This is a genomic window from Citrobacter sp. C5_2, from assembly GCF_014596845.2.
Classification (GTDB): domain Bacteria; phylum Pseudomonadota; class Gammaproteobacteria; order Enterobacterales; family Enterobacteriaceae; genus Citrobacter; species Citrobacter werkmanii.
In genome coordinates this window covers 1,947,259-1,968,866 of sequence record NZ_CP115032.1, presented here as the reverse complement: position 1 = coordinate 1,968,866, position 21,608 = coordinate 1,947,259, and the positions used below count along the sequence as shown (strand labels likewise).

Below are 21,608 nucleotides of genomic sequence, written 5' to 3'. Positions count from 1 at the left end.
ACCATGAGCTTCAATACCCTGATTGACTGGAATAGCTGTAGCCCTGAGCAGCAGCGCGAATTACTGATGCGCCCGGCGATTTCCGCCTCTGAAAGCATTAGCCGCACGGTGGCCGAGATCCTTGAAAATGTCAAAAACAACGGCGACCAGGCATTGCGCGAATACAGCGCGAAGTTTGATAAAACCGAGGTCGGCGCGCTGCGCGTCACTGAGGAAGAAATTCAGCAGGCCGGGAATCGTCTGAGCGACGAGCTGAAACAAGCCATGCAGGCGGCAGTACGTAATATTGATACTTTCCACAGCGCGCAGATCCTGCCGCCGGTGGATATCGAAACCCAGCCGGGCGTGCGCTGCCAGCAGGTTATCCGCCCCATCGCTTCCGTGGGCCTGTATATCCCAGGGGGATCGGCACCGCTGTTCTCTACTGTATTAATGCTGGCGACCCCGGCGCGTATCGCGGGCTGTAAAAAAGTGGTGCTGTGCTCGCCGCCGCCGATTGCCGATGAAATCCTCTACGCCGCGCAACTCTGTGGCGTGAAAGAAGTGTTTAACGTGGGCGGCGCACAGGCCATTGCCGCGCTGGCACTGGGCACGGAGTCTATTCCAAAAGTCGATAAAATCTTTGGGCCGGGCAACGCCTATGTGACCGAAGCCAAGCGTCAGGTCAGCCAGCGTCTTGACGGCGCGGCAATCGATATGCCTGCCGGACCGTCCGAAGTATTGGTTATCGCCGACAGCGGCGCAACGCCGGATTTCGTCGCCTCCGACCTGCTCTCTCAGGCCGAGCACGGTCCGGACTCGCAGGTGATCCTGCTGACGCCGGACGCTAAGCTTGCCGAAGGCGTGGCCGAAGCCGTTGAACGCCAGCTCGCCGAGCTGTCCCGCGCCGACACCGCGCGTCAGGCGCTCTCCGCCAGCCGTTTAATCGTGGCGAAAGATCTGGCACAGTGCGTTGAAATCTCCAACGCCTACGGCCCGGAGCACCTGATCATTCAGACCCGCAATGCACGTGAGCTGGTGGACGACATTATCAGCGCCGGTTCGGTGTTCCTTGGCGACTGGTCGCCGGAATCCGCAGGCGACTATGCTTCCGGCACTAACCACGTGCTGCCAACTTACGGCTATACCACAACCTGTTCCAGTCTGGGGCTGGCTGATTTCCAGAAACGGATGACCGTACAGGAATTAACACCACAAGGTTTCTCTGCGCTGGCCGCCACCATTGAAACCCTGGCCGCGGCTGAGCTGCTGACCGCCCACAAAAATGCCGTCACCCTGCGCGTTAACGCCCTGAAGGAGCAAGCATGAGCACTGACAACTTTCTCAGCGTCACTGATTTAGCCCGTAAGAATGTCCGCGAGTTAACGCCTTATCAGTCTGCCCGCCGTCTTGGCGGTAACGGCGACGTCTGGCTCAATGCGAATGAATATCCCACCGCCGTTGAGTTTCAGCTAAGTCAGCAAACGCTGAACCGCTATCCGGAGTGCCAGCCGAAAGCCGTGATTGAGAATTACGCGCAGTATACAGGCGTCAAGCCGGAGCAGGTGCTGGTCAGTCGCGGCGCAGATGAAGGGATCGAGCTGCTGGTGCGCGCTTTTTGCGAGCCGGGTAAAGATGCGATTCTGTACTGTCCGCCGACTTACGGCATGTACAGCGTCAGCGCTGAAACGATTGGCGTTGAATGCCGTACCGTCCCGACACTTGACGACTGGCAACTGGATTTACAAGGTATCGCGGACAAGCTTGATGGTGTGAAGGTGGTCTACGTATGCAGCCCTAATAACCCAACGGGCCAGTTGATTAAGCCACAGGATCTGCGTTCGCTGCTCGATATGACGCAGGGTAAAGCTATCGTGGTTGCCGATGAAGCGTATATCGAGTTTTGCCCGCAGGCCACGCTGGCGGGCTGGCTGTCTGAATATCCGCACCTGGTAATTTTACGCACACTATCCAAAGCGTTTGCTCTCGCCGGTTTACGCTGCGGGTTTACGCTGGCAAATGAAGAAATTATCAATCTGCTGTTAAAGGTGATCGCCCCTTACCCGCTCTCTACACCGGTGGCGGATATCGCCGCCCAGGCGCTGACGCCGCAAGGGGTTGCCGCCATGCGCCAACGCGTCCAGCAGATCCTGCAAGAGCGTCAGTTCCTGGTGGAGAACCTGAAAACAATTCGCTGTGTAGAACAGGTCTTCGCTTCTGAAACCAACTATGTTCTGGCGCGCTTCACCGCCTCCAGCAGCGTATTTAAATCTTTGTGGGATCAGGGCATTATCTTACGAGACCAGAACAAACAACCTTCGTTAAGCGGCTGCCTGCGTATTACTGTCGGAACCCGTGAAGAGAGCCAGCGCGTCATTGACGCCTTACGTGCGGAGCAAGTATGAGCCAGAAGTATCTTTTTATTGACCGTGATGGAACCCTGATTTCCGAACCGCCAAGTGACTTTCAGGTCGATCGCTTTGACAAACTGGCTTTTGAGCCGGAAGTCGTTCCCGTTTTACTGAAGCTGCAAAAAGCGGGTTTTAAGCTGGTGATGATCACCAACCAGGATGGACTGGGAACCCAGAGCTTTCCACAGGCTGATTTTGACGGCCCGCATAATCTGATGATGCAAATATTCACCTCTCAGGGTGTGAGGTTTGATGACGTGCTGATTTGCCCGCACTTGCCAGCCGATGAGTGTGCTTGCCGTAAGCCAAAAGTGAAGCTGGTTGAGCAATATCTGGTTGAACAGGCTATGGACACCGAGAACAGCTACGTCATTGGCGATCGTGCCACAGATATTCAACTGGCTGAAAACATGGGGATTAGCGGATTACGCTATCACCGGGACACCCTGAACTGGGCGATGATCGGCGAGCAGTTGACCAAACGTGACCGCTACGCGCACGTTGAGCGCAATACCAAAGAAACGCAGATTGACGTCAAAATCTGGCTGGACCGCGAAGGCCAAAGCAAAATCAATACTGGCGTTGGCTTCTTTGACCACATGTTGGATCAAATCGCCACCCACGGCGGTTTCCGTATGGAGATAGCCGTAAAAGGCGATCTGTATATTGACGATCACCACACCGTAGAAGATACCGGTCTGGCGCTGGGTGAGGCCTTAAAGCTGGCATTAGGTGATAAACGTGGTATCAACCGTTTTGGTTTTGTCCTGCCGATGGACGAATGTCTGGCACGTTGCGCGCTGGATATCTCCGGACGTCCTCACCTGGAATACCGCGCTGAGTTTACCTACCAGCGCGTTGGCGATCTGAGCACGGAGATGATTGAACACTTCTTCCGCTCACTCTCCTACACCATGGGCGTTACCCTGCACCTGAAAACCAAAGGAAAAAATGACCACCACCGTGTGGAAAGCCTGTTTAAAGCCTTTGGCCGCACGCTGCGTCAGGCGATTCGCGTAGAAGGCGATACGCTACCCTCCTCAAAAGGAGTGCTGTAATGAACGTGGTGATCCTGGATACCGGCTGCGCCAACCTGAATTCGGTGAAATCCGCCGTTGCGCGCCATGGATACGACCCGGTTGTCAGCCGCGATGCGGATGTGGTGCTCCGGGCCGATAAGCTATTTCTACCCGGCGTTGGCACTGCGCAGGCGGCTATGGACCAGTTGCACGAGCGTGAACTTATTGAGCTGATTAAGGCCTGTACACAACCGGTGCTGGGGATCTGCTTAGGTATGCAACTGCTTGGTCGCCGCAGCGAAGAGAGTAATGGTGTCTCCCTGCTGGGCATTATTGAACAGGACGTCCCCAAAATGACCGATTTTGGCCTGCCGCTGCCGCATATGGGCTGGAACCGTGTGTATCCACAAGCAGGCAATCGTCTGTTCCAGGGTATTGACGATGGGGCGTATTTCTACTTTGTCCACAGCTACGCGATGCCAGTGAACCCATGGACCATCGCCCAGTGTCATTACGGTGAACCGTTTACCGCGGCAGTCCAAAAGGACAATTTCTTTGGCGTGCAGTTCCACCCGGAACGTTCGGGTGCGGCTGGGGCGCAGTTGCTGAAAAACTTTCTGGAGATGTAATGATTATTCCGGCATTAGATTTAATCGACGGCACGGTGGTGCGTCTTCATCAGGGTGATTACGCACAGCAACGTGATTACGGCAACGATCCACTGCCCCGCCTGCAGGATTACGCGGCACAAGGCGCACAGGTACTGCACCTGGTCGATCTGACCGGGGCAAAAGATCCGCAGAAACGACAAATACCGCTGATTAAAATGCTGGTCGCGGGCGTCAATGTTCCGGTGCAGGTTGGCGGCGGTGTGCGTACTGAAGCGGACGTTGCGGCACTGCTTGACGCCGGCGTGGCGCGCGTAGTGGTCGGTTCGACGGCGGTAAAATCCCCTGAGGAAGTGAAGAGCTGGTTTACCCGTTTTGGCGCCGACGCGCTGGTGCTGGCGCTGGACGTACGCATTGACGAACACGGTAATAAACAGGTTGCGGTCAGCGGCTGGCAGGAAGATTCCGGGGTTTCGCTGGAAGAGCTGGTGGAAACCTATTTACCCGTTGGTCTGAAGCATGTGCTGTGCACTGATATCTCCCGCGACGGTACGCTGGCGGGTTCAAACGTCGCGCTTTATGAAGAAGTGTGCGCTAAATATCCGCAGGTGGCGTTTCAGTCATCTGGCGGTATAGGTGGAATTGAGGACGTAGCCGCCCTGCGCGGGACTGGGGTTGGCGGCGTGATCGTCGGACGAGCCCTGCTGGAAGGTAAGTTCACCGTTGAGGAGGCCATCCAATGCTGGCAAAACGCATAATTCCTTGTCTGGACGTTCGCGATGGACAGGTGGTAAAAGGCGTCCAGTTTCGCAATCACGAGATTATTGGCGACATCGTTCCGCTGGCAAAACGCTATGCCGATGAAGGCGCAGATGAACTGGTCTTCTACGATATCACCGCCTCCAGCGATGGCCGTGTAGTCGATAAAAGCTGGGTATCGCGCGTGGCGGAAGTGATCGACATTCCGTTCTGCGTTGCCGGTGGGATTAAGTCCATCGATGATGCGGCGCGTATTCTCTCCTTCGGGGCAGATAAAATCTCCATCAACTCCCCGGCGCTGGCTGACCCGGAGCTTATCACGCGTCTGGCGGACCGCTTTGGCGTACAGTGCATCGTAGTGGGTATCGATACCTGGTATGACGCCGCAACCGGTAAATATCACGTTAACCAGTATACCGGTGATGAGAGTCGTACCCGCATCACGCAGTGGGAAACGCTGGATTGGGTGCAGGAAGTGCAGAAACGTGGCGCAGGCGAAATCGTGCTGAACATGATGAATCAGGACGGTGTGCGTAACGGCTATGACCTGGAGCAGCTGAGAAAAGTGCGCGACGTTTGCCACGTACCGCTGATTGCCTCCGGTGGCGCAGGCACCATGGAACACTTCCTCGAAGCCTTCCGTGATGCTGACGTTGACGGCGCGCTTGCCGCTTCCGTTTTCCACAAACAAATTATCAATATTGGCGAGTTAAAAACGTACCTGGCAACACAGGGCGTGGAGATCAGGATATGTTAACGAAGCAACAATGTCGCGAGCTGGACTGGGAAAAAACCGACGGATTGATGCCGGTCGTGGTGCAGCATGCGGTATCCGGCGAAGTATTGATGCTGGGTTATATGAACCCTGAGGCGCTGGATAAAACGCTTGAAAGCGGTAAGGTAACCTTTTTCTCGCGGACCAAACAACGCCTGTGGACCAAAGGTGAAACCTCTGGCAACTTTCTTAATGTGGTTAACATCGCGCCTGACTGCGACAACGACACCCTGCTGGTGCTGGTTAACCCGATTGGGCCAACTTGCCACAAAGGCACCTCAAGCTGCTTTGCTGACACCAGTCATCAGTGGCTGTTCCTGTATCAACTAGAACAACTTCTGGCTGAGCGTAAAACCGCCGATCCGGCAAGCTCTTACACGGCCAAGCTGTATGCCAGTGGCACCAAACGCATTGCACAGAAAGTGGGGGAAGAAGGCGTGGAAACCGCACTGGCCGCCACCGTGCACGATCGTTTTGAACTGACGAATGAAGCCTCTGACCTGATGTACCACCTGCTGGTTCTGCTACAAGATCAGGAGCTTGATCTGACCACCGTGATTGAGAACTTACGTAAGCGTCATCAGTAATCGGCAGACGTAAAAAAAACCGGGCGCTGTGAACTGCCCGGTTTTTTTGTGCTCAGAATAAAACTGCCTTCGACCTGCTACGCTCTGGCTTTGTAACCACGCAGCGCATTTCGCCCCAGCACGATACCGGCACCAATCATTCCCCCCAGCAGAACGGCTAGTACCAGGGTAATGGCTTTTTTCGGACTGTCACGACGAATCGGTAACGTTGGTTTCATCACGTAGCGATAGGAGTGCAACTCTGCCCCTTCAAGCTTAAGATTTCTGATATCAAGCAGTTTTTGTTTTGTCTGGAAGTAGTTATCAGACAATATCAAAGGACGCGTAGCCTCGTGCTCAACCATAGATTTCAGAGCATCGCTACCCAGCAACAGCATGCTGTCCTGCGTAACATCCTGGGTTTGTTGAATTTGCGGCTTAATCACACCAGCCTGTTCAGCATAACGCAGCGCTTCCTGGATTTGCTTAATTCGCAGATCTTTTTGTTCCTGAGCGACCACTTCCTGAGTCTTCAGAGAATCTTCAAGAGTACTGGTTTGCAGCTTGATGTTATCAGCCAGGTCAAGCGCCAGCTCTTTAGCAACATTTTCATCTGTTTGTTGAATGTATTCAGCCAGCTGACGCTGAGCATCTTCTGGAGAACTCGCCACATAGGAGAGCTCTAACGGCAGCTGTTGGCCTTTAACAGACTGCTCAATCGACAGTTTCTGTGGTTTTTCCTGATTAGCAAGCGTTTCTGCCAGGGCAGAAAAAGAGGTACTGAAACGACCAACCACATTTGTCTGAAGTTCAGTCGCCTTAGGTGCGTTGGTGCCATACAACACGTTGAGGGCATTGTTATAGGTAGCAATTTGTCCAACATCCGGCTGAGTAATAATTGCGGTAGAGGTCCATTTCTCTTTAGCAACCGCCAGATAGCCCACCGCCAGAACAATGGCAACGACAATCGCGACAATGATAGTGACTTTCCCACGCCATAATTGCATCAGCAAATCAATCAGATCAATCTGTTCCGGATCGTTACCGCGCCCGGACATGTTGTTATCACTTACAGACATAGATACCCTAATTAAGGAAGGAAGGACTTAAACTTGAATTAGTTTAGCTAAAAATTGAAGCAATTCCATAGGATTAATGATAAAAAATCAAATTGATTGAGAGATTTTGATTGGTATTTTAGTCTCTTGAGAAAAAAGGAAGGAATTAAAAAAAGTGTCAATACTGAAAGGCCACTCTTTGCAGGAAAAGCGTCAAACAGCGGGTTAAATGTCATCAAGCGTAAATGCCCAACACTCTTGTTAATTAAATTCACAGCATGAATATTTATTAACTTACCACTAAAAATGGCATGCGTAAAAAGGATAACCATTAGCTTTTTTGCCATCTGACGGTATTATTTCACTTTTCGTCGCACCAGATAGTGCCTGGCTGATTTTTAGCCGAAAAGAGGAACGAACATGAAATACCTGGTTACGGGGGCTGCTGGTTTCATCGGCTTCCATGTTAGCAAACGCCTCCTTGAGGCTGGCCATCAAGTTGTCGGTATCGATAATCTGAACGATTACTACGACGTGAGTCTTAAGCAGGCCCGTCTGGATCTGCTGGTACACCCCGGCTTCCAGTTTCATAAGAGTGATTTAGCCGACCGGGAAAGCATGTCAGCACTCTTCGCATCCGGGCATTTTGATCGTGTGATCCATCTCGCTGCACAGGCTGGCGTACGCTATTCACTCGAAAATCCTCATGCTTACGCAGACTCCAATCTCACAGGTTTTCTGAACATACTGGAAGGTTGTCGGCATAATAAAATTCAGCATTTACTTTATGCCTCTTCCAGCTCGGTATACGGCATGAATCGCAAAATGCCTTTCTCAACGGATGATTCCGTCGATCACCCCGTATCCCTGTATGCTGCAACCAAAAAAGCCAACGAACTGATGGCCCATACGTATTCTCATCTGTACGGATTGCCCACAACCGGCCTGCGTTTCTTTACCGTATACGGTCCGTGGGGTCGCCCGGATATGGCGCTGTTCAAATTCACCAAAGCGATGCTGGAAGGGAAAAGTATTGACGTCTATAACTACGGCAAAATGAAGCGTGACTTTACCTATATTGGTGATATCGCAGAAGCAATTATTCGCTTGCAGGATGTCATTCCTGCGCCCAACGGGGAGTGGACTGTTGAAAGCGGTTCTCCGGCAACCAGCTCCGCGCCGTATTGCATCTACAATATCGGCAATAGTTCACCGGTTGAACTGATGGATTATATCAAGGCTCTGGAAGAAGCTCTTGGCATCGACGCGACAAAAAATATGCTCCCGCTACAACCCGGTGATGTGCTGGAAACCAGCGCGGACACCAAAGCACTGTATGACGTTATTGGTTATAAACCTACAACAACGGTTAAAGATGGGGTTAAGAACTTTGTTGACTGGTACCGTGATTTCTACAAAGTTTAATGAGTAATCTGCTTAAAATAAAAAGGCCTTTAATAAGGCCTTTTTTGTCGAGATGATGATTAATCACTACCGAACAAATCGCGGGTATATACTTTTTCTGCAACATCTGCCAATTCAGACGTCATTCGATTAGAAATAATAACATCCGCTTCATTTTTAAACGCGTTTAGATCGCGAACTACCCGAGAGTGGAAAAATTCATCCTCTTCCATGACCGGTTCATAAATAATAACGGGTATGCCCTTGGCTTTAATACGCTTCATGATCCCCTGAATAGAAGATGCACGGAAGTTATCAGAACCACTTTTCATGATTAATCTGTACACGCCAACCACTTTAGGCTTACGCGCCAGAATGGAATCTGCAATAAAGTCTTTGCGCGTACGGTTAGCATCGACGATCGCGCCGATAATGTTATTCGGCACAGATGCGTAGTTCGCCAACAGTTGCTTAGTGTCTTTCGGTAAGCAGTAGCCACCGTAGCCAAAGGACGGATTGTTGTAATGATTACCAATACGCGGATCCAGACATACGCCTTCAATAATTTGCCGGGTGTTCAGACCAAGGCTTTCGGCATAGCTATCAAGCTCGTTAAAATAGGCCACGCGTAACGCCAGATAGGTATTAGCGAACAGCTTGATGGCTTCGGCTTCAGTAGAATCAGTAAACAGCGTCGGAATATCTTTCTTCACCGCACCTTCCTGCAACAGCGCGGCAAACCGTTCTGCACGTTCGGAGCGTTCACCTATAACGATACGCGACGGATGCAAATTGTCGTATAGCGCACGACCTTCACGCAGGAACTCAGGCGAGAAGAAAATATTATCAATGCCAAACTGTTCTTTAATTGAATTGGTAAAACCAACCGGAATGGTGGATTTGATGACCATCACCGCATTTGGGTTAATTGCAACCACATCGCGGATAACGGACTCGACGCTGGAGGTGTTGAAGTAGTTGGTCTTCGGATCGTAATCAGTCGGTGTCGCGATGATCACGTAATCCGCATCACGATAGGCATCATACTTATCAGTCGTTGCACGAAAATTCAGCTGCTTTGTCGCCAGGTACTCTTCGATCTCTTTGTCAACAATCGGCGATTTTTTCTGATTCAGCATCTCGACCTTCGCCGGGACGATATCCAGAGCAACCACTTCATGGTGCTGGGCGATCAGAATACCGTTGGATAAGCCGACATAACCTGTTCCTGAGATAGTTATCTTCATTCGCTCTGTAACTTCTTCCAGTTAAACATTGAGGTTGAGCACACCACCAGCATTGTGGCGGATCGGCTCAGCATTGAATGAGTATATCGTTATTTGCTATAGCACCGCCTATCAGACCTGACCGAATCCCATTTTTTGACAATAAAAAAGCCCGGAGGAGCGCTCCGGGCCTGGCTTTAGCAGTTGGCTATTTCAGATTAATCCAGCCATTCGGTGTGGAACACGCCTTCTTTATCGATGCGTTTATAAGTGTGCGCACCGAAGTAATCACGCTGGGCCTGGATCAGGTTTGCCGGCAGTACCGCAGAACGGTAGCTGTCGTAGTAGGCTACAGCAGCGGAGAAAGTCGGTACCGGAATACCGTTCTGCACAGCGTAGGCCACGACGTCACGCAGCGCCTGCTGGTATTCGTCGGCAATATTTTTGAAATACGGTGCCAGCAGCAGGTTGGCGATGCCTTTGTTTTCAGCATACGCGTCCGTGATTTTCTGCAGGAACTGCGCACGAATAATGCAGCCCGCGCGGAAAATCTTCGCGATCTCGCCGTAGTTCAGATCCCAGTTGTACTCGTCAGACGCAGCACGCAACTGAGAGAAGCCCTGCGCGTAGGAGACGATTTTGCCCAGATACAGCGCGCGACGCACTTTCTCAACGAACTCGGCTTTATCGCCAGCCAGTTTAGCCTGCGGGCCGGACAGCACCTTAGATGCCGCCACGCGCTGATCTTTCAGAGAAGAGATGTAACGCGCGAATACGGACTCGGTGATCAGCGACAGGGGTTCGCCCAGATCCAGAGAGCTCTGGCTGGTCCATTTACCGGTGCCTTTGTTCGCTGCTTCGTCCAGGATCACGTCAACCAGGTATTTACCCTCTTCATCTTTTTTGGTGAAGATGTCTTTGGTAATGTCGATCAGGTAGCTGCTCAGCTCACCTTCATTCCACTCGGTGAAGGTGGTTGCCAGTTCTTCATTAGACAGGTTCAGGCCACCTTTCAGCAGAGAATAGGCTTCAGCAATCAGCTGCATGTCGCCGTATTCGATACCGTTGTGAACCATCTTCACGTAATGACCCGCGCCGTCAGCGCCGATGTAGGTCACGCACGGCTCACCATCTTCCGCCACAGCAGCAATTTTGGTCAGGATCGGCGCAACCAGTTCGTAGGCTTCTTTCTGTCCACCAGGCATGATGGACGGGCCTTTCAGTGCGCCCTCTTCACCGCCGGATACGCCGGTACCGATGAAGTTAAAGCCTTCTGCGGACAGTTCACGGTTACGACGAATAGTGTCCTGGAAGAAGGTGTTACCACCATCAATGATGATGTCGCCTTTATCCAGATACGGCTTCAGGGAGTCGATGGCAGCATCTGTGCCTGCGCCCGCTTTCACCATTAACAGGATACGACGTGGGGTTTCAAGAGACTCGACGAACTCTTTCACCGTGTAATAAGGAACCAGTTTCTTACCCGGGTTCTCGGCAACAACTTCTTCAGTTTTTTCGCGGGAGCGGTTGAAGATGGAGACGGTATAACCGCGGCTTTCGATGTTGAGCGCCAGGTTGCGCCCCATCACTGCCATACCGACAACGCCGATCTGTTGCTTAGACATTACATACTCCTGTCAGGTGTGGTCACCGCGCAAGGTATGCGCGGCTTGAATGTGGGGTAGATGTTAACTCAGGTTAATGTCTCTGAATAGAGATAGGTTCACTTAAGGTTCTATTTAACGTAACGTACCATCGTTAGGATGGTTGATTATTATACAGCCCTTATCACTGAGATTTAATTTCTACATGGTAATCTAGTTTTGAGCTTGTACGCTAATTTTCTAAATATGTTACTAACTTTATATTTAACTTTTTTTCCATCAAAAACAATATGTTTATCTTTTACCGATAACGTATGAATTCCATTAATATAAGGAGATAGCGGAAGGATTTCCATATACTCATTTTCTTTATATTCGTTTGGGCTGAGTTGCGATACAGCACTTACCACCAGACTCCCTCCATAAGTATCGGTACAGTTTTGGGATATTCTGTACAACTTCCCATCAAAGCAAATCATACCTCCACCATTTCGTCCAACTCTGCTGTTTTTTGCGACAGGCGACATTCGATGTTCGATAAAGTCACCATGAAGAGAATCAGAGAAGAATAGCCGCTGCTTAAAAGGGTCATTTATAGTTGAGGTAAATAAATAATAAACACCATCTACATAATGAATAAAAGAGTCAACATACATATCATCACGTAAGATATCTCTAACGTACTCAAAGCGATTTAACGCATTGTTAAGCTTGTACAAATAGATACCATTGCGATCGCCTTCTTCAGGAAGACAATATAATGCCCCCTCGACTTCAAACACATATGGAAATGATTTATGCCCGATATTGTTATTTATTTCATCAAAAAAAGGAAACTCACTTCCATTTAGATCTATACATTTTAGTTTCGCATTACCTGATAAATAGTTAAATTCTTCATACGCAATATAATATGTATTGCAAAGTTTAAATATAAATGGATCGGCCTCATAGTCACTTTTACTATTGATATCAAACCATCTTATCTTCTGATTTGGCAATTGCCCATTCAAAACGAGAGTAAAGTCGCCCGATATGATGCCAATCCGCCAGATATCTTGTCCAAATAATTTATAAATAATTTTTTTAAAAAAGCGCATAATCAGTTATCACAAGCAGCAAATGAAATATAACGGCCATCGGCACAAGATGAATCTGAACTATAATCGGTCATAAAGTAATTTATTTCAGAGCCTATCCGCCTGCCATAGAAATATTTCTTATAAATATCATCATCCTTAATACCACTGAAAGAGAATATTCTTGGAACAGGTTTAGAGTTAAAAACCTTACCCTCAGCCCCAGAAGCTGCAATGTAATGAATAACTCTATCTATAATGCCTTTAAACTTCACAGAAACGATTACACCAACTAGTGTATGCTTATCATAAATAAATTCAACGTTATACTTCCTTACAGGATGATTGATATAACGCCAAGTTAAAAAATCCATGTTACTATCAACAATCAGATTACTACTGCAAGAAAGAATATCGTTTATATCTTTTCTATCTGATGCAGATACTTGTGATATATCTGTGACAATCTTTCGTTTATTGCATAATGATGGTTTAGATAGGAAAGACTTTATAATCGGTTGGAAATTCATCTTTGTTCTTTTCCATCCAGGTAAAGCATTGCTGTTTGGATGTCCGATAAGACAAGAGTTTTGTTCTTTCAAAAAATCTATACTACAACGAATTAGTTTTACAAAAAGATTTTTATCACGGTGATTTGGATGAGTTAAAACATCAGTTGCATAGTAGGCGTATTTTTCTCTACCATTTTTAATTAACTTAATAGGCACCAGGAACATATTTGCTACAAGTTCATTTTCAATTCTGATGTTAACACTAATACCATCGCCATGCGGGTTTTTATGCAAGAGCCATGGCAAATACATCTCATTAAAAAGTTTGTTATCTTCAGAATAATAACATTTGTAAAAAATTTTAAGTTCAGAGATTAATTTTAAATCAACTTTATCCAAAGAAGTTATCATATCCCCCCCAAAAAAAATCAAGATTTATGAATCATAAATAATAGCATTACTAAATTGGCGTTTAGGCTAGTGACGTGAATATAGTTTAAGAGAGTTCTAGTTAATCACGCTTGTTTCAAAGTAGATAGACTCCCACAGCATCACTATATTATCAATTGAAAACTCTCGCTCAATTCTTTCTCTGTTCATCATACCAATTTGCACACGATCTTCAGTGTCTAAACTCAACACTGTTGATATTTTATGCATTAGCAAATCCGGTCTTGATGGAGGAACTAAATAATTTATATTACCAATTACCTCTTCAACCCCACCAACATTTGTAGCAATAACAACCCTGGAGCACGCCATAGCTTCAGCAAGGACAATGCCAAAACCTTCCCAAACAGAACTCAAAACAAACAAATCACATGCTGATAACCACTCCTCAATGTTATTCTGTTTACCTAACCAAATAATATTTTTATCAATTTTTAGTGATACAGCCAATTCCTTCAAACTAGCATTAAGCTCACCATCACCTATTATTGCAAGATAAGTAGAATGTTTGCACTCAAGCGCAGCAAAGGCAGTAAGTAGATTAGGATAGTCTTTTGCCTGAGTAAGTCTTCCAACAGTCATGATTAAGCGTGCATCATCAGCTATATTTAGAGATTTCCTTTTCACATTGCGATTTTCATTACAATATGAAAATTTTTGAATATCAACACCATTATAAATAGATATCATTCGTCCAGGCTTCGATGCTTTTTTAGCCAGAAATTCGGTAACTGCTTTTTGACTTACATTAGTAGATAACTCAGCCAGCGAATCAGTAATTCGGTATGCAAACATCCTCAAAGCGCCGCCTTCATTATTACTATGCGCTGTAGATATTAATCTTTTAAAAGGTAAAGTAAGACGAATTAAGCGTGCAAAGATATTAGCATGAAACATATGACTATGCACAACATCGGGGCTAAACCTTTTTATAATTTGACGAACACTCCAATATGTTTTGATTATTGAAAGTATGTTCTTAGACATGTTCATTTCTATAACCTTAACTCCCGAGGGCATTTTCATTAATGTCTCTCCAGTCAAGGAAATAATTATAACTTCATGCTTATTTTTTGCTAATTTATCTGAAAGATCACTGACTATTTTTTCGGCTCCACCGATTCCCAGGCCAGTGATCATCTGAATGATTTTCATTTTAAGATTCCATAATACTTACATTGAATAAATCTGATTAGCATCTTCACTCTCTTAATAAACTCCCTTTCACGGAAAAATTGATTCTTGTAATAATCGGAAAACCCCTGATGATTATTTTTGAGTTGTTTTTTAAAATTCATAGTAAGACCATCTTCGAGATAGTCATAAAGATAAACAACTTTATTGATATAGAATCGTACACAGGCAAAATCCGTAATCTGTGTCCAAATCAAACCTTCAGGTACAAATTTTTCACCGGCATGCAATGGAAATGGGATCTTCAGCATTAAATCCCTTTTGAAACAAAATGCCATTTCCCCCTTAAGCAAATTAGAAGCATCAGTCGCATTCAGATATAATGCATAATCAAGTGGATTATCATCGAATGATATTCCCGATAGAGTGCCATCAAATTCACTTTTTCTGAAACCAACGCCTGAGTATTCAATACCTTTTATCTCAGCTTCAGAAATACCTTTCAGTAACCATTCAATCGCATCATAAGTTAAACAATCATCACTATCTACAATGAAAATAAACTCACGTCGTGAAAGTTTACACCCATGATTTATAGCACTTGGTTTTCCCTGATTAACTTGTGAAGCAGATATTATTTCAAAATCCGCTTTTTTCTTGTAATTTTCAATTTTATCTAAAGTATTGTCAGTACTCCCATCATCAATAATAACCCACTCAAAATTTTTACTGGTTTGATGTTGTAGTGACTCATACAAATTATCAAGTGTGCTGGCTCTATTATATGCTGGTGTTAATACCGTAATCATCAATGACACCTCTAAAAGCGCAAAATTATTATTTATCTAGGCAATATAAGATCTATAGATAAATCCGCCATCAAACTGTGTTAAGAAAAGATTCAATCTAACAACACAGTAGATAAATAAAATTATAAATATAAGCATTTTATTTACAGCCCTGTCTTGCCTTGATATATAGCTCACAGTCATTAATATATAGAAAAATTTAATATATTCACTTAACCTAGCCATGACAGGTAACAAATATGAAATAATTAATATACCTATACCAAGGAAAATTATAATCTGATATATTTTATATTCCTTGGCATGTATAAGGCCTTTCTGACTTCTTGATAGAAAATATATAAAACAGGTAAAAATAAAATCAATCAATAAAGAACCACTAATAAAAGATGGTTCATTCAAGTATGCCTCAATATTCCCATTATGAAGGATGCTCTGATTGAGATAGACGACAACCATCTTCAGCCACCATAATGAAAAAATACTTACAAGAAGAATCTTAACATAATGTTTTGAGTCTATTTTATATAATACAACACCTGCCAACGCAATTATAATTGCAACCTCATGGAACATAGTTGCAACTATAATAGATATAATAGCCAAAATGACTTTTCTTTTAAAGAAACAGTCTGCAGCAATCAACAATAAACCTGCAGCTATTGACTGTCTAATCAAAACCATATCAAGCCAGATAAAACCCACTGCATAAAACATCATCAAACATAAAGTTGGTTTATCTGAATTTCTATAGAAATACCACCCCTGCATGAGAACAGCACTCATGCCAGAAATAGCGATTAGCATATTAAAATCATTAAAGAGATATTTTGTAATATAGTTTAAACTATAATAACCAATACCATATGAATAAATGGCATCAGGTATTGATTCAAAATATAATTTATATACATCATAATCAGTACCACCGATACTTCTAACACTGACCAATGTGGCCATGGCGATTAAAGGAATTAGAAATAATGTGAGACTTTTTTTATTACAGAATAGTTCGAGTAGAGAAAAGAAAGCAACCATGATAAATATAGAATTAATAATCATGTAATCGACCATTGTTCCTTAAAATCATCTTTGATTTTAGCATTTTTTTCTTCTCATTAGAATCGTATAATAAACAGAGGTCAAAATCACCATAATTAAATAGTTCAAATTATAAACAACATAGATGCTTTTTTGCCCCATGAGACCAAGCCAAATATAATAAGATGTACATGACAAAACCATCATAAAAGTCCATTTGAAGAGTATAAATCCATTCTCCCTTAGCCTATACATAATTTGCATCAAAACAAGGTCTATGCCATAGCATGTAATTGCTGGCAGCAACATCAATGCCATTTGCGCTGACATTTGAAATTTAACACCAAATATCAGTAATATTAATTTATCCAAAACTAACAAGCAACCAAGTTGAATTGCAGCTGAAACTGCAACTACAACCCATATGCACTTTTTAACATTGATTTTTAATGTTATACGATCAACTGTTGCAAATAAATATCTCGGGGCTACAGACTGGACAATAATACTTAAAAGTAAAAAGGCCTGCTCCAAAAACTGTACAGATACACCATAAATTGCAAGATAATCATACGATAAATAATGCTCGATAAAAAATCGGTCAACCCGAAGATAAATCATCATGGTTACGAGAGGTAGCCATAGTTTAATACCCCTAAAAAATACTATTTTCAAAATCTTTGGATTGAACGATATTTTAAGTTTAGAAAACCAAAAAATCCCTCCCAAAAATAATGCCAGGGACAACGTTTCTGCGCTTCGCGATATATATATATAATAGTTATTTGCCGTATGAACAGCAATTACAACAAAAAAAACACGAACAGCCAAAGCTATACAACGACTTAGTACCGCCCTTTTTATCTTTATTAGAGATTGATAATAATTCGTAACAACACCAAAAGGTTCATTTAATAGCAAAACAAATGATAAACAATATAGTATCCGTTTTATTTCCTCATCAAGAATGAAAAATGAAGCATATGACCATATAAATATGAAAGCCAATATAGCTCCCATCATCCTTATGAGAAAAGCTGCGCTTACAAGTTCACTTACTACTTTTTTATGGCGACTTAATGCAGGAATCAGAACTTCACTACCCGCGACAAGTGCTACGGATGATACAACCACCACCCAGTTTACTGAGTAAACCCATTTACCGTAATCCGTTACACCAAGGCTTCTACTTATCATTGCTTCGCTAAGAAAAACAAGAATAACGAAGTACATTTTTTCAGCAATAAGCCATATGATATTTTTAAAAATATCTGAAGAAAAGAAAGCACGCTTAAACATATACTACCAGCCTATCATTTTGTTGTAATAATCATTCTAATAATGGTCCTACATAAAAACACCCATGAACTCTAAGCCCATAATAAAATGGCAACAGATAAAACCCTCAGAAAAAATTAATATTGCGCGGCAAAAAGAGACCATTAGTATAGCTGGAGGGTTACATTAAATAGTTATAAACTCAGGAATTTCACCAAATAGAATGACTATTCTAAATATCACTGTATAAAAATATGAAAATCATTCAAGAATCAATTTTTTGTATTTTTCTGCATACGAATCGAATACAAACTTACCTTTGACTTCTCGTGACTTATGTAAGAAATCTTCATATTTATCAAATATGCTTATGATGCTACGTTCAATATCCTCTTCATTATTGGCTACAAGCAAACCATTCCCTTCGATTAACTCACCACATCCACCAACATTACTTAAGACAAGTGGGATCCCCGCTGTATGAGCTTCTAAACCAGACATTGGCAATCCTTCGCTATCAGAAATTAACACAAAAAGATCATAATCCGAATAGTTACTAAAACCTTTTACCTCCCCCAGAAAATTGATATTAGAGAAATTTTGGCTACTTTCTTTTAAAGAATTTAGGTATTCACCTCCACCAATTATGTCCAATTTAATATCCGGATGTTTTGCTACAACATTAATAAGTAAATCAGGTCTTTTGGGATATGTAAGCCTACCCACAAAGATAATTTTCTTATGACAGACATCATATTCCTTCGCATTCACTTGCATTACTGAATTTGTCAATGTCGTAATTTTACAGCGATTAATCCCAATTATCTTTTTGGCTTTATCTTCATCACTCTGGGATACACACCAAATAACATCCGTTATATATGACAGATATTTTTCTATTTTTATAAATACAGATTTAAGAGCTCCTCCATTATATATACATGACCAGCCATGTGAAACATATATACATTTAAACCTGGAAACAAATCTTGCCATTCTGGAGTAAATACCAGCATTCGCTGAACTTGCTACCATGACTGTAATATGTTCCTTTCTTATATATTTAAGTAAAGCAATGTACCCCATTAAACTGAAGTGTTTTTTCAGTTGAGGTAAAATGAAGAGCTTATCGAAGTTACCCTGTTCCGTTAACCACCCGTCCTCTGAGGTTATTAAATAAACAGAAGCTTCATTTTTAACTAATTTCATCATCTCATTTGTCCAAGTCTGCGCTCCGCCAATTTCAGACTTAGTTACTATAAAAGCTATTTTTTTCATGTATTCTTTTAATATTAAGGTTAGTTGATTATATAATTCCGATATGTTGCTAATATCTATTGTAGTTTTTGGTCATCATCTTAAAGCACGCTACCGCCCCTGGCTCAAAAGCTACCAGCATACTTACACATATCTCGTCAATGTTTGGCTCATGTATAGAGCATTGTAAAGCCAAGCTTTAATTTTCTTATCGAATACTTTACTAAACAAGAAGAATACTACATTCTTACTGTTTTTTCCTAAATCAACTTTGTTTAGGAAATTGTACAAAAAAAACGGTAGTGCTCTCCCCTTCGCAGCCAGGCTACGGTTCGGAGTGTTCACTACCGCTTTGTTTATTCAAGGTTATTCGCAAGGACCTCTTTGAGATCTATTCGCCTAATAGTTTCTCAATACTCTTACGAAACGTCGCCCCTTCCTTCAGATTACGCAAACCATACTTAACGAACGCCTGCATATAGCCCATTTTTTTACCGCAGTCGTAACTGTCGCCCGTCATTAACATGGCATCGACAGACTGTTTTTTCGCCAGTTCTGCAATCGCATCTGTTAACTGAATACGTCCCCACGCGCCAGGTTGTGTATGCTCTAATTCAGACCAAATATCAGCCGAAAGCACATAGCGCCCTACCGCCATCAGATCGGAATCCAGCGTTTGCGGCTGATCTGGTTTCTCAATGAATTCAATGATACGGCTGACTTTACCTTCGTTGTCCAAAGTCTCTTTGGTCTGAATAACCGAGTACTCGGACAGATCGCCATCCATACGCTTAGCCAGCACCTGACTGCGCCCGGTTTCATTAAAACGAGCAACCATGGCTGCCAGATTGTAGCGCAGAGGGTCCGCACTTGCGGTATCGAGAACGACGTCCGGTAATACGACGACGAACGGGTTGTCCCCGATAATTGGGCGAGCACAAAGAATTGAATGACCAAGACCGAGTAATTGCGCCTGGCGAACGTTCATGATAGTCACGCCTGGAGGACAGATGGACTGCACTTCAGCCAGCAACTGGCGCTTGACGCGCTGCTCAAGCAACGATTCGAGTTCATAAGATGTATCGAAGTGGTTTTCTACTGCATTCTTTGACGCATGCGTTACCAGAACGATTTCTTTAATGCCAGCAGCTACAATCTCGTCGACAATGTATTGAATCATCGGCTTGTCTACGATCGGCAGCATCTCTTTAGGGATTGCCTTCGTGGCAGGCAACATGTGCATCCCCAGGCCCGCTACCGGGATAACTGCTTTCAAGTTAGTCATTCTATCTCCTACCTCTTAACGGCTGATAAAGTATAGACTTTAGCCGTATGTTAGCCAGTATTGCTGGCTCCATCCTTAACGCCAAACTGACTGGTTAAGGTAAACCGAATGCAAACACTACACTTCACCAGCACAGAGGTGAACTCGGATTCTTCGGAAACGTGCTGAAATCACCATTTATTATACCGTTTCCGAAAAATCATTGCTAACTACGTCCCGGATGTTAACCGCAAAAATAATCACTCAGAGACGAACGTAATGTCATCTTTCTTATCATGCAAAAATTCGTATTTTAAGGTGCGGTCCAACCCCTGAGATAGCGTGTACGGCGCCACAAAACCTGATGAGTGGACTTTCGTTGCATCAAATTGCGTTGTGGCACAGAATTTCTTCACGCGCACAGAGCTGACTGCATATTTTTTACCGGTCACTTTGCCCAAAATATCAAAGCAATAACCGCCTAACATGCCTAAGGCGTAAGGTAAGTGTGCTGAGGGGATTTTTTTACTTAAGCTCTGTTCGACTTCCGTAACCAATTGATTCATATTGAGATCGGGCTTATCAACATAATTATAAACCTCGTAACCAGCTGCAACATTCTTCAGTTTATATTTGATAAACTCAACAATATTACCCACATAAGCCATTGATTTATAATTCGTACCAGCCCCAACCATCATAAACTTACCGCCTGCAATCTGCTTGAGCAGGTTATAAACGTTGCCGCGGTTGCGCTCACCAAAGATAACGGTTGGACGAATAATAGTCAGCGAACGCTCGTCAGGCGCTTTAGCATGCCATTCACGGAGGACCTCTTCCGCTTGCCACTTACTTTTACCGTAATGGTTGAAAGGGTCGTGCGGATGATTTTCATCAGGATTAGTTTTATTCAGGCCATAGACCGCGACAGAACTGGTGAAAATGATATTCTTTACATCATTTTTCTCCATAGCAGCCAATACATTGCGCGTCCCCTGAACATTCACGTCATAGTAGAGTGAAGTTGGACTGACATCATCACGGTGTTCAGCCGCTAACAAAACGACTGTGTCATAGCCAGAAAGCGCCTGATCCAGTATTTGTTGATCGCGAACATCGCCAATTTGGGTGATCTGCGGATAGAAATGACTCTGCTGTTTATCCAGATTCTTGATATCAAAATCAGCAACAGTCGTTTCAAGGAGTCTGGTCCCCACGAATCCGGAGGCACCAATGAGCAAAACTTTATCGTTCATAAATCACTTTGTCTGTTCAAAATACAAGAATCATATGATAAAGATGAGCATCTTCCCTGAGTAGTCAACGCCGCCCAGCCCCAGCTTTAACAGTAATCGAGAGATTATAATCTTTTAGC

Annotated in this window: 20 protein-coding genes; 8 read left to right on the top strand and 12 right to left on the bottom strand. The window is 44.4% G+C overall.

All coding sequences use genetic code 11. The features are described from left to right. Positions 1-3: 3 nt before the first annotated feature. Genes hisD through hisIE form a run of 7 tightly spaced genes read left to right on the top strand, consistent with a single transcriptional unit; the run spans position 4 to position 6,138 of the window. Positions 4-1,308: a histidinol dehydrogenase gene (gene hisD / locus ICA20_RS09420; protein ID WP_038641720.1), complete on the top strand. Its 1,305-nt coding sequence runs from the start codon at positions 4-6 to the stop codon at positions 1,306-1,308. Beyond that, entirely contained in the window at positions 1,305-2,384 is a 1,080-nt protein-coding gene (gene hisC, locus ICA20_RS09415) for a histidinol-phosphate transaminase (RefSeq protein WP_038641723.1), read from the top strand. The genes hisD and hisC overlap by 4 nt, the downstream gene beginning before the upstream one ends. Next, on the top strand, positions 2,381-3,448 hold the full coding sequence (gene hisB, locus ICA20_RS09410) for a bifunctional histidinol-phosphatase/imidazoleglycerol-phosphate dehydratase HisB (protein WP_038641725.1): 1,068 nt from the start codon (positions 2,381-2,383) through the stop codon (positions 3,446-3,448). The genes hisC and hisB overlap by 4 nt, the downstream gene beginning before the upstream one ends. Next, positions 3,448-4,038: an imidazole glycerol phosphate synthase subunit HisH gene (gene hisH / locus ICA20_RS09405; protein ID WP_038641727.1), complete on the top strand. Its 591-nt coding sequence runs from the start codon at positions 3,448-3,450 to the stop codon at positions 4,036-4,038. The genes hisB and hisH overlap by 1 nt, the downstream gene beginning before the upstream one ends. Beyond that, positions 4,038-4,775: a 1-(5-phosphoribosyl)-5-[(5-phosphoribosylamino)methylideneamino]imidazole-4-carboxamide isomerase gene (gene hisA, locus ICA20_RS09400; protein WP_038641729.1), complete on the top strand. Its 738-nt coding sequence runs from the start codon at positions 4,038-4,040 to the stop codon at positions 4,773-4,775. Before hisH ends, hisA begins: the two co-directional genes overlap by 1 nt. Next, entirely contained in the window at positions 4,757-5,533 is a 777-nt protein-coding gene (hisF, locus tag ICA20_RS09395; protein ID WP_038641731.1) for an imidazole glycerol phosphate synthase subunit HisF, read from the top strand. The genes hisA and hisF overlap by 19 nt, the downstream gene beginning before the upstream one ends. After that, complete coding sequence (gene hisIE / locus ICA20_RS09390) at positions 5,527-6,138, top strand: bifunctional phosphoribosyl-AMP cyclohydrolase/phosphoribosyl-ATP diphosphatase HisIE (protein ID WP_038641733.1); 612 nt, start codon at positions 5,527-5,529, stop codon at positions 6,136-6,138. The genes hisF and hisIE overlap by 7 nt, the downstream gene beginning before the upstream one ends. Positions 6,139-6,215: 77 nt before the next feature. Here hisIE and wzzB read toward each other — a convergent pair whose 3' ends face one another. Then, complete coding sequence (gene wzzB, locus ICA20_RS09385) at positions 6,216-7,196, bottom strand: LPS O-antigen chain length determinant protein WzzB (protein WP_038641735.1); 981 nt, start codon at positions 7,194-7,196, stop codon at positions 6,216-6,218. Between the two features lie 399 nt (positions 7,197-7,595). Between wzzB and ICA20_RS09380 the strand changes: the two genes are divergently transcribed. Then, on the top strand, positions 7,596-8,600 hold the full coding sequence (locus tag ICA20_RS09380; protein ID WP_038641739.1) for an NAD-dependent epimerase: 1,005 nt from the start codon (positions 7,596-7,598) through the stop codon (positions 8,598-8,600). 59 nt (positions 8,601-8,659) lie between these two features. Here ICA20_RS09380 and ugd read toward each other — a convergent pair whose 3' ends face one another. The 11 genes from ugd to ICA20_RS09325 all read right to left on the bottom strand — a co-directional run bounded on the left by ugd (position 8,660) and on the right by ICA20_RS09325 (position 21,489). Beyond that, entirely contained in the window at positions 8,660-9,826 is a 1,167-nt protein-coding gene (gene ugd / locus ICA20_RS09375; protein WP_038641741.1) for a UDP-glucose 6-dehydrogenase, read from the bottom strand. Positions 9,827-10,023: 197 nt separating this feature from the next. Continuing rightward, positions 10,024-11,430, bottom strand: coding sequence for an NADP-dependent phosphogluconate dehydrogenase (gndA, locus tag ICA20_RS09370; protein WP_038641743.1), 1,407 nt, complete (start codon positions 11,428-11,430; stop codon positions 10,024-10,026). Between the two features lie 173 nt (positions 11,431-11,603). Further along, entirely contained in the window at positions 11,604-12,509 is a 906-nt protein-coding gene (locus ICA20_RS09365; RefSeq protein ID WP_051594526.1) for a hypothetical protein, read from the bottom strand. A gap of 2 nt (positions 12,510-12,511) precedes the next feature. Beyond that, complete coding sequence (locus ICA20_RS09360; protein ID WP_038641745.1) at positions 12,512-13,411, bottom strand: GNAT family N-acetyltransferase; 900 nt, start codon at positions 13,409-13,411, stop codon at positions 12,512-12,514. Between the two features lie 96 nt (positions 13,412-13,507). After that, on the bottom strand, positions 13,508-14,605 hold the full coding sequence (locus ICA20_RS09355; RefSeq protein WP_038641747.1) for a glycosyltransferase: 1,098 nt from the start codon (positions 14,603-14,605) through the stop codon (positions 13,508-13,510). Beyond that, positions 14,602-15,393, bottom strand: a complete 792-nt coding sequence (locus ICA20_RS09350) for a glycosyltransferase family 2 protein (protein WP_038641749.1) — start codon at positions 15,391-15,393, stop codon at positions 14,602-14,604. Before ICA20_RS09350 ends, ICA20_RS09355 begins: the two co-directional genes overlap by 4 nt. A gap of 36 nt (positions 15,394-15,429) precedes the next feature. Beyond that, a complete protein-coding gene (locus ICA20_RS09345; RefSeq protein WP_179957928.1) occupies positions 15,430-16,455 on the bottom strand; it encodes an EpsG family protein in 1,026 nt (341 codons plus the stop codon). A 36-nt stretch (positions 16,456-16,491) separates the two neighbouring features. Continuing rightward, positions 16,492-17,733, bottom strand: coding sequence for an oligosaccharide flippase family protein (locus ICA20_RS09340; RefSeq protein WP_038641753.1), 1,242 nt, complete (start codon positions 17,731-17,733; stop codon positions 16,492-16,494). Positions 17,734-17,973: 240 nt separating this feature from the next. Continuing rightward, positions 17,974-18,990: a glycosyltransferase gene (locus tag ICA20_RS09335; RefSeq protein ID WP_038641755.1), complete on the bottom strand. Its 1,017-nt coding sequence runs from the start codon at positions 18,988-18,990 to the stop codon at positions 17,974-17,976. Between the two features lie 370 nt (positions 18,991-19,360). Beyond that, positions 19,361-20,254, bottom strand: a complete 894-nt coding sequence (gene galF, locus ICA20_RS09330; RefSeq protein WP_038641757.1) for a GalU regulator GalF — start codon at positions 20,252-20,254, stop codon at positions 19,361-19,363. 239 nt (positions 20,255-20,493) lie between these two features. After that, on the bottom strand, positions 20,494-21,489 hold the full coding sequence (locus ICA20_RS09325) for an SDR family oxidoreductase (protein WP_038641758.1): 996 nt from the start codon (positions 21,487-21,489) through the stop codon (positions 20,494-20,496). Positions 21,490-21,608 lie beyond the last annotated feature (119 nt).

Bases quoted from the DNA above. Each gene is read 5' to 3' on its own strand.
- ICA20_RS09365 (WP_051594526.1), bottom strand. From the start codon at position 12,509: ATGCGCTTTTTTAAAAAAATTATTTATAAATTATTTGGACAAGATATC.
- ICA20_RS09335 (WP_038641755.1), bottom strand. From the start codon at position 18,990: ATGAAAAAAATAGCTTTTATAGTAACTAAGTCTGAAATTGGCGGAGCG.
- ICA20_RS09340 (WP_038641753.1), bottom strand. From the start codon at position 17,733: ATGTTTAAGCGTGCTTTCTTTTCTTCAGATATTTTTAAAAATATCATA.
- hisB (WP_038641725.1), top strand. From the start codon at position 2,381: ATGAGCCAGAAGTATCTTTTTATTGACCGTGATGGAACCCTGATTTCC.
- ICA20_RS09360 (WP_038641745.1), bottom strand. From the start codon at position 13,411: ATGATAACTTCTTTGGATAAAGTTGATTTAAAATTAATCTCTGAACTT.
- ICA20_RS09325 (WP_038641758.1), bottom strand. From the start codon at position 21,489: ATGAACGATAAAGTTTTGCTCATTGGTGCCTCCGGATTCGTGGGGACC.
- hisD (WP_038641720.1), top strand. From the start codon at position 4: ATGAGCTTCAATACCCTGATTGACTGGAATAGCTGTAGCCCTGAGCAG.
- hisH (WP_038641727.1), top strand. From the start codon at position 3,448: ATGAACGTGGTGATCCTGGATACCGGCTGCGCCAACCTGAATTCGGTG.
- ICA20_RS09380 (WP_038641739.1), top strand. From the start codon at position 7,596: ATGAAATACCTGGTTACGGGGGCTGCTGGTTTCATCGGCTTCCATGTT.
- galF (WP_038641757.1), bottom strand. From the start codon at position 20,254: ATGACTAACTTGAAAGCAGTTATCCCGGTAGCGGGCCTGGGGATGCAC.
- ugd (WP_038641741.1), bottom strand. From the start codon at position 9,826: ATGAAGATAACTATCTCAGGAACAGGTTATGTCGGCTTATCCAACGGT.
- hisF (WP_038641731.1), top strand. From the start codon at position 4,757: ATGCTGGCAAAACGCATAATTCCTTGTCTGGACGTTCGCGATGGACAG.
- wzzB (WP_038641735.1), bottom strand. From the start codon at position 7,196: ATGTCTGTAAGTGATAACAACATGTCCGGGCGCGGTAACGATCCGGAA.
- ICA20_RS09345 (WP_179957928.1), bottom strand. From the start codon at position 16,455: ATGATTATTAATTCTATATTTATCATGGTTGCTTTCTTTTCTCTACTC.
- ICA20_RS09350 (WP_038641749.1), bottom strand. From the start codon at position 15,393: ATGATTACGGTATTAACACCAGCATATAATAGAGCCAGCACACTTGAT.
- hisA (WP_038641729.1), top strand. From the start codon at position 4,038: ATGATTATTCCGGCATTAGATTTAATCGACGGCACGGTGGTGCGTCTT.
- ICA20_RS09355 (WP_038641747.1), bottom strand. From the start codon at position 14,605: ATGAAAATCATTCAGATGATCACTGGCCTGGGAATCGGTGGAGCCGAA.
- gndA (WP_038641743.1), bottom strand. From the start codon at position 11,430: ATGTCTAAGCAACAGATCGGCGTTGTCGGTATGGCAGTGATGGGGCGC.
- hisC (WP_038641723.1), top strand. From the start codon at position 1,305: ATGAGCACTGACAACTTTCTCAGCGTCACTGATTTAGCCCGTAAGAAT.
- hisIE (WP_038641733.1), top strand. From the start codon at position 5,527: ATGTTAACGAAGCAACAATGTCGCGAGCTGGACTGGGAAAAAACCGAC.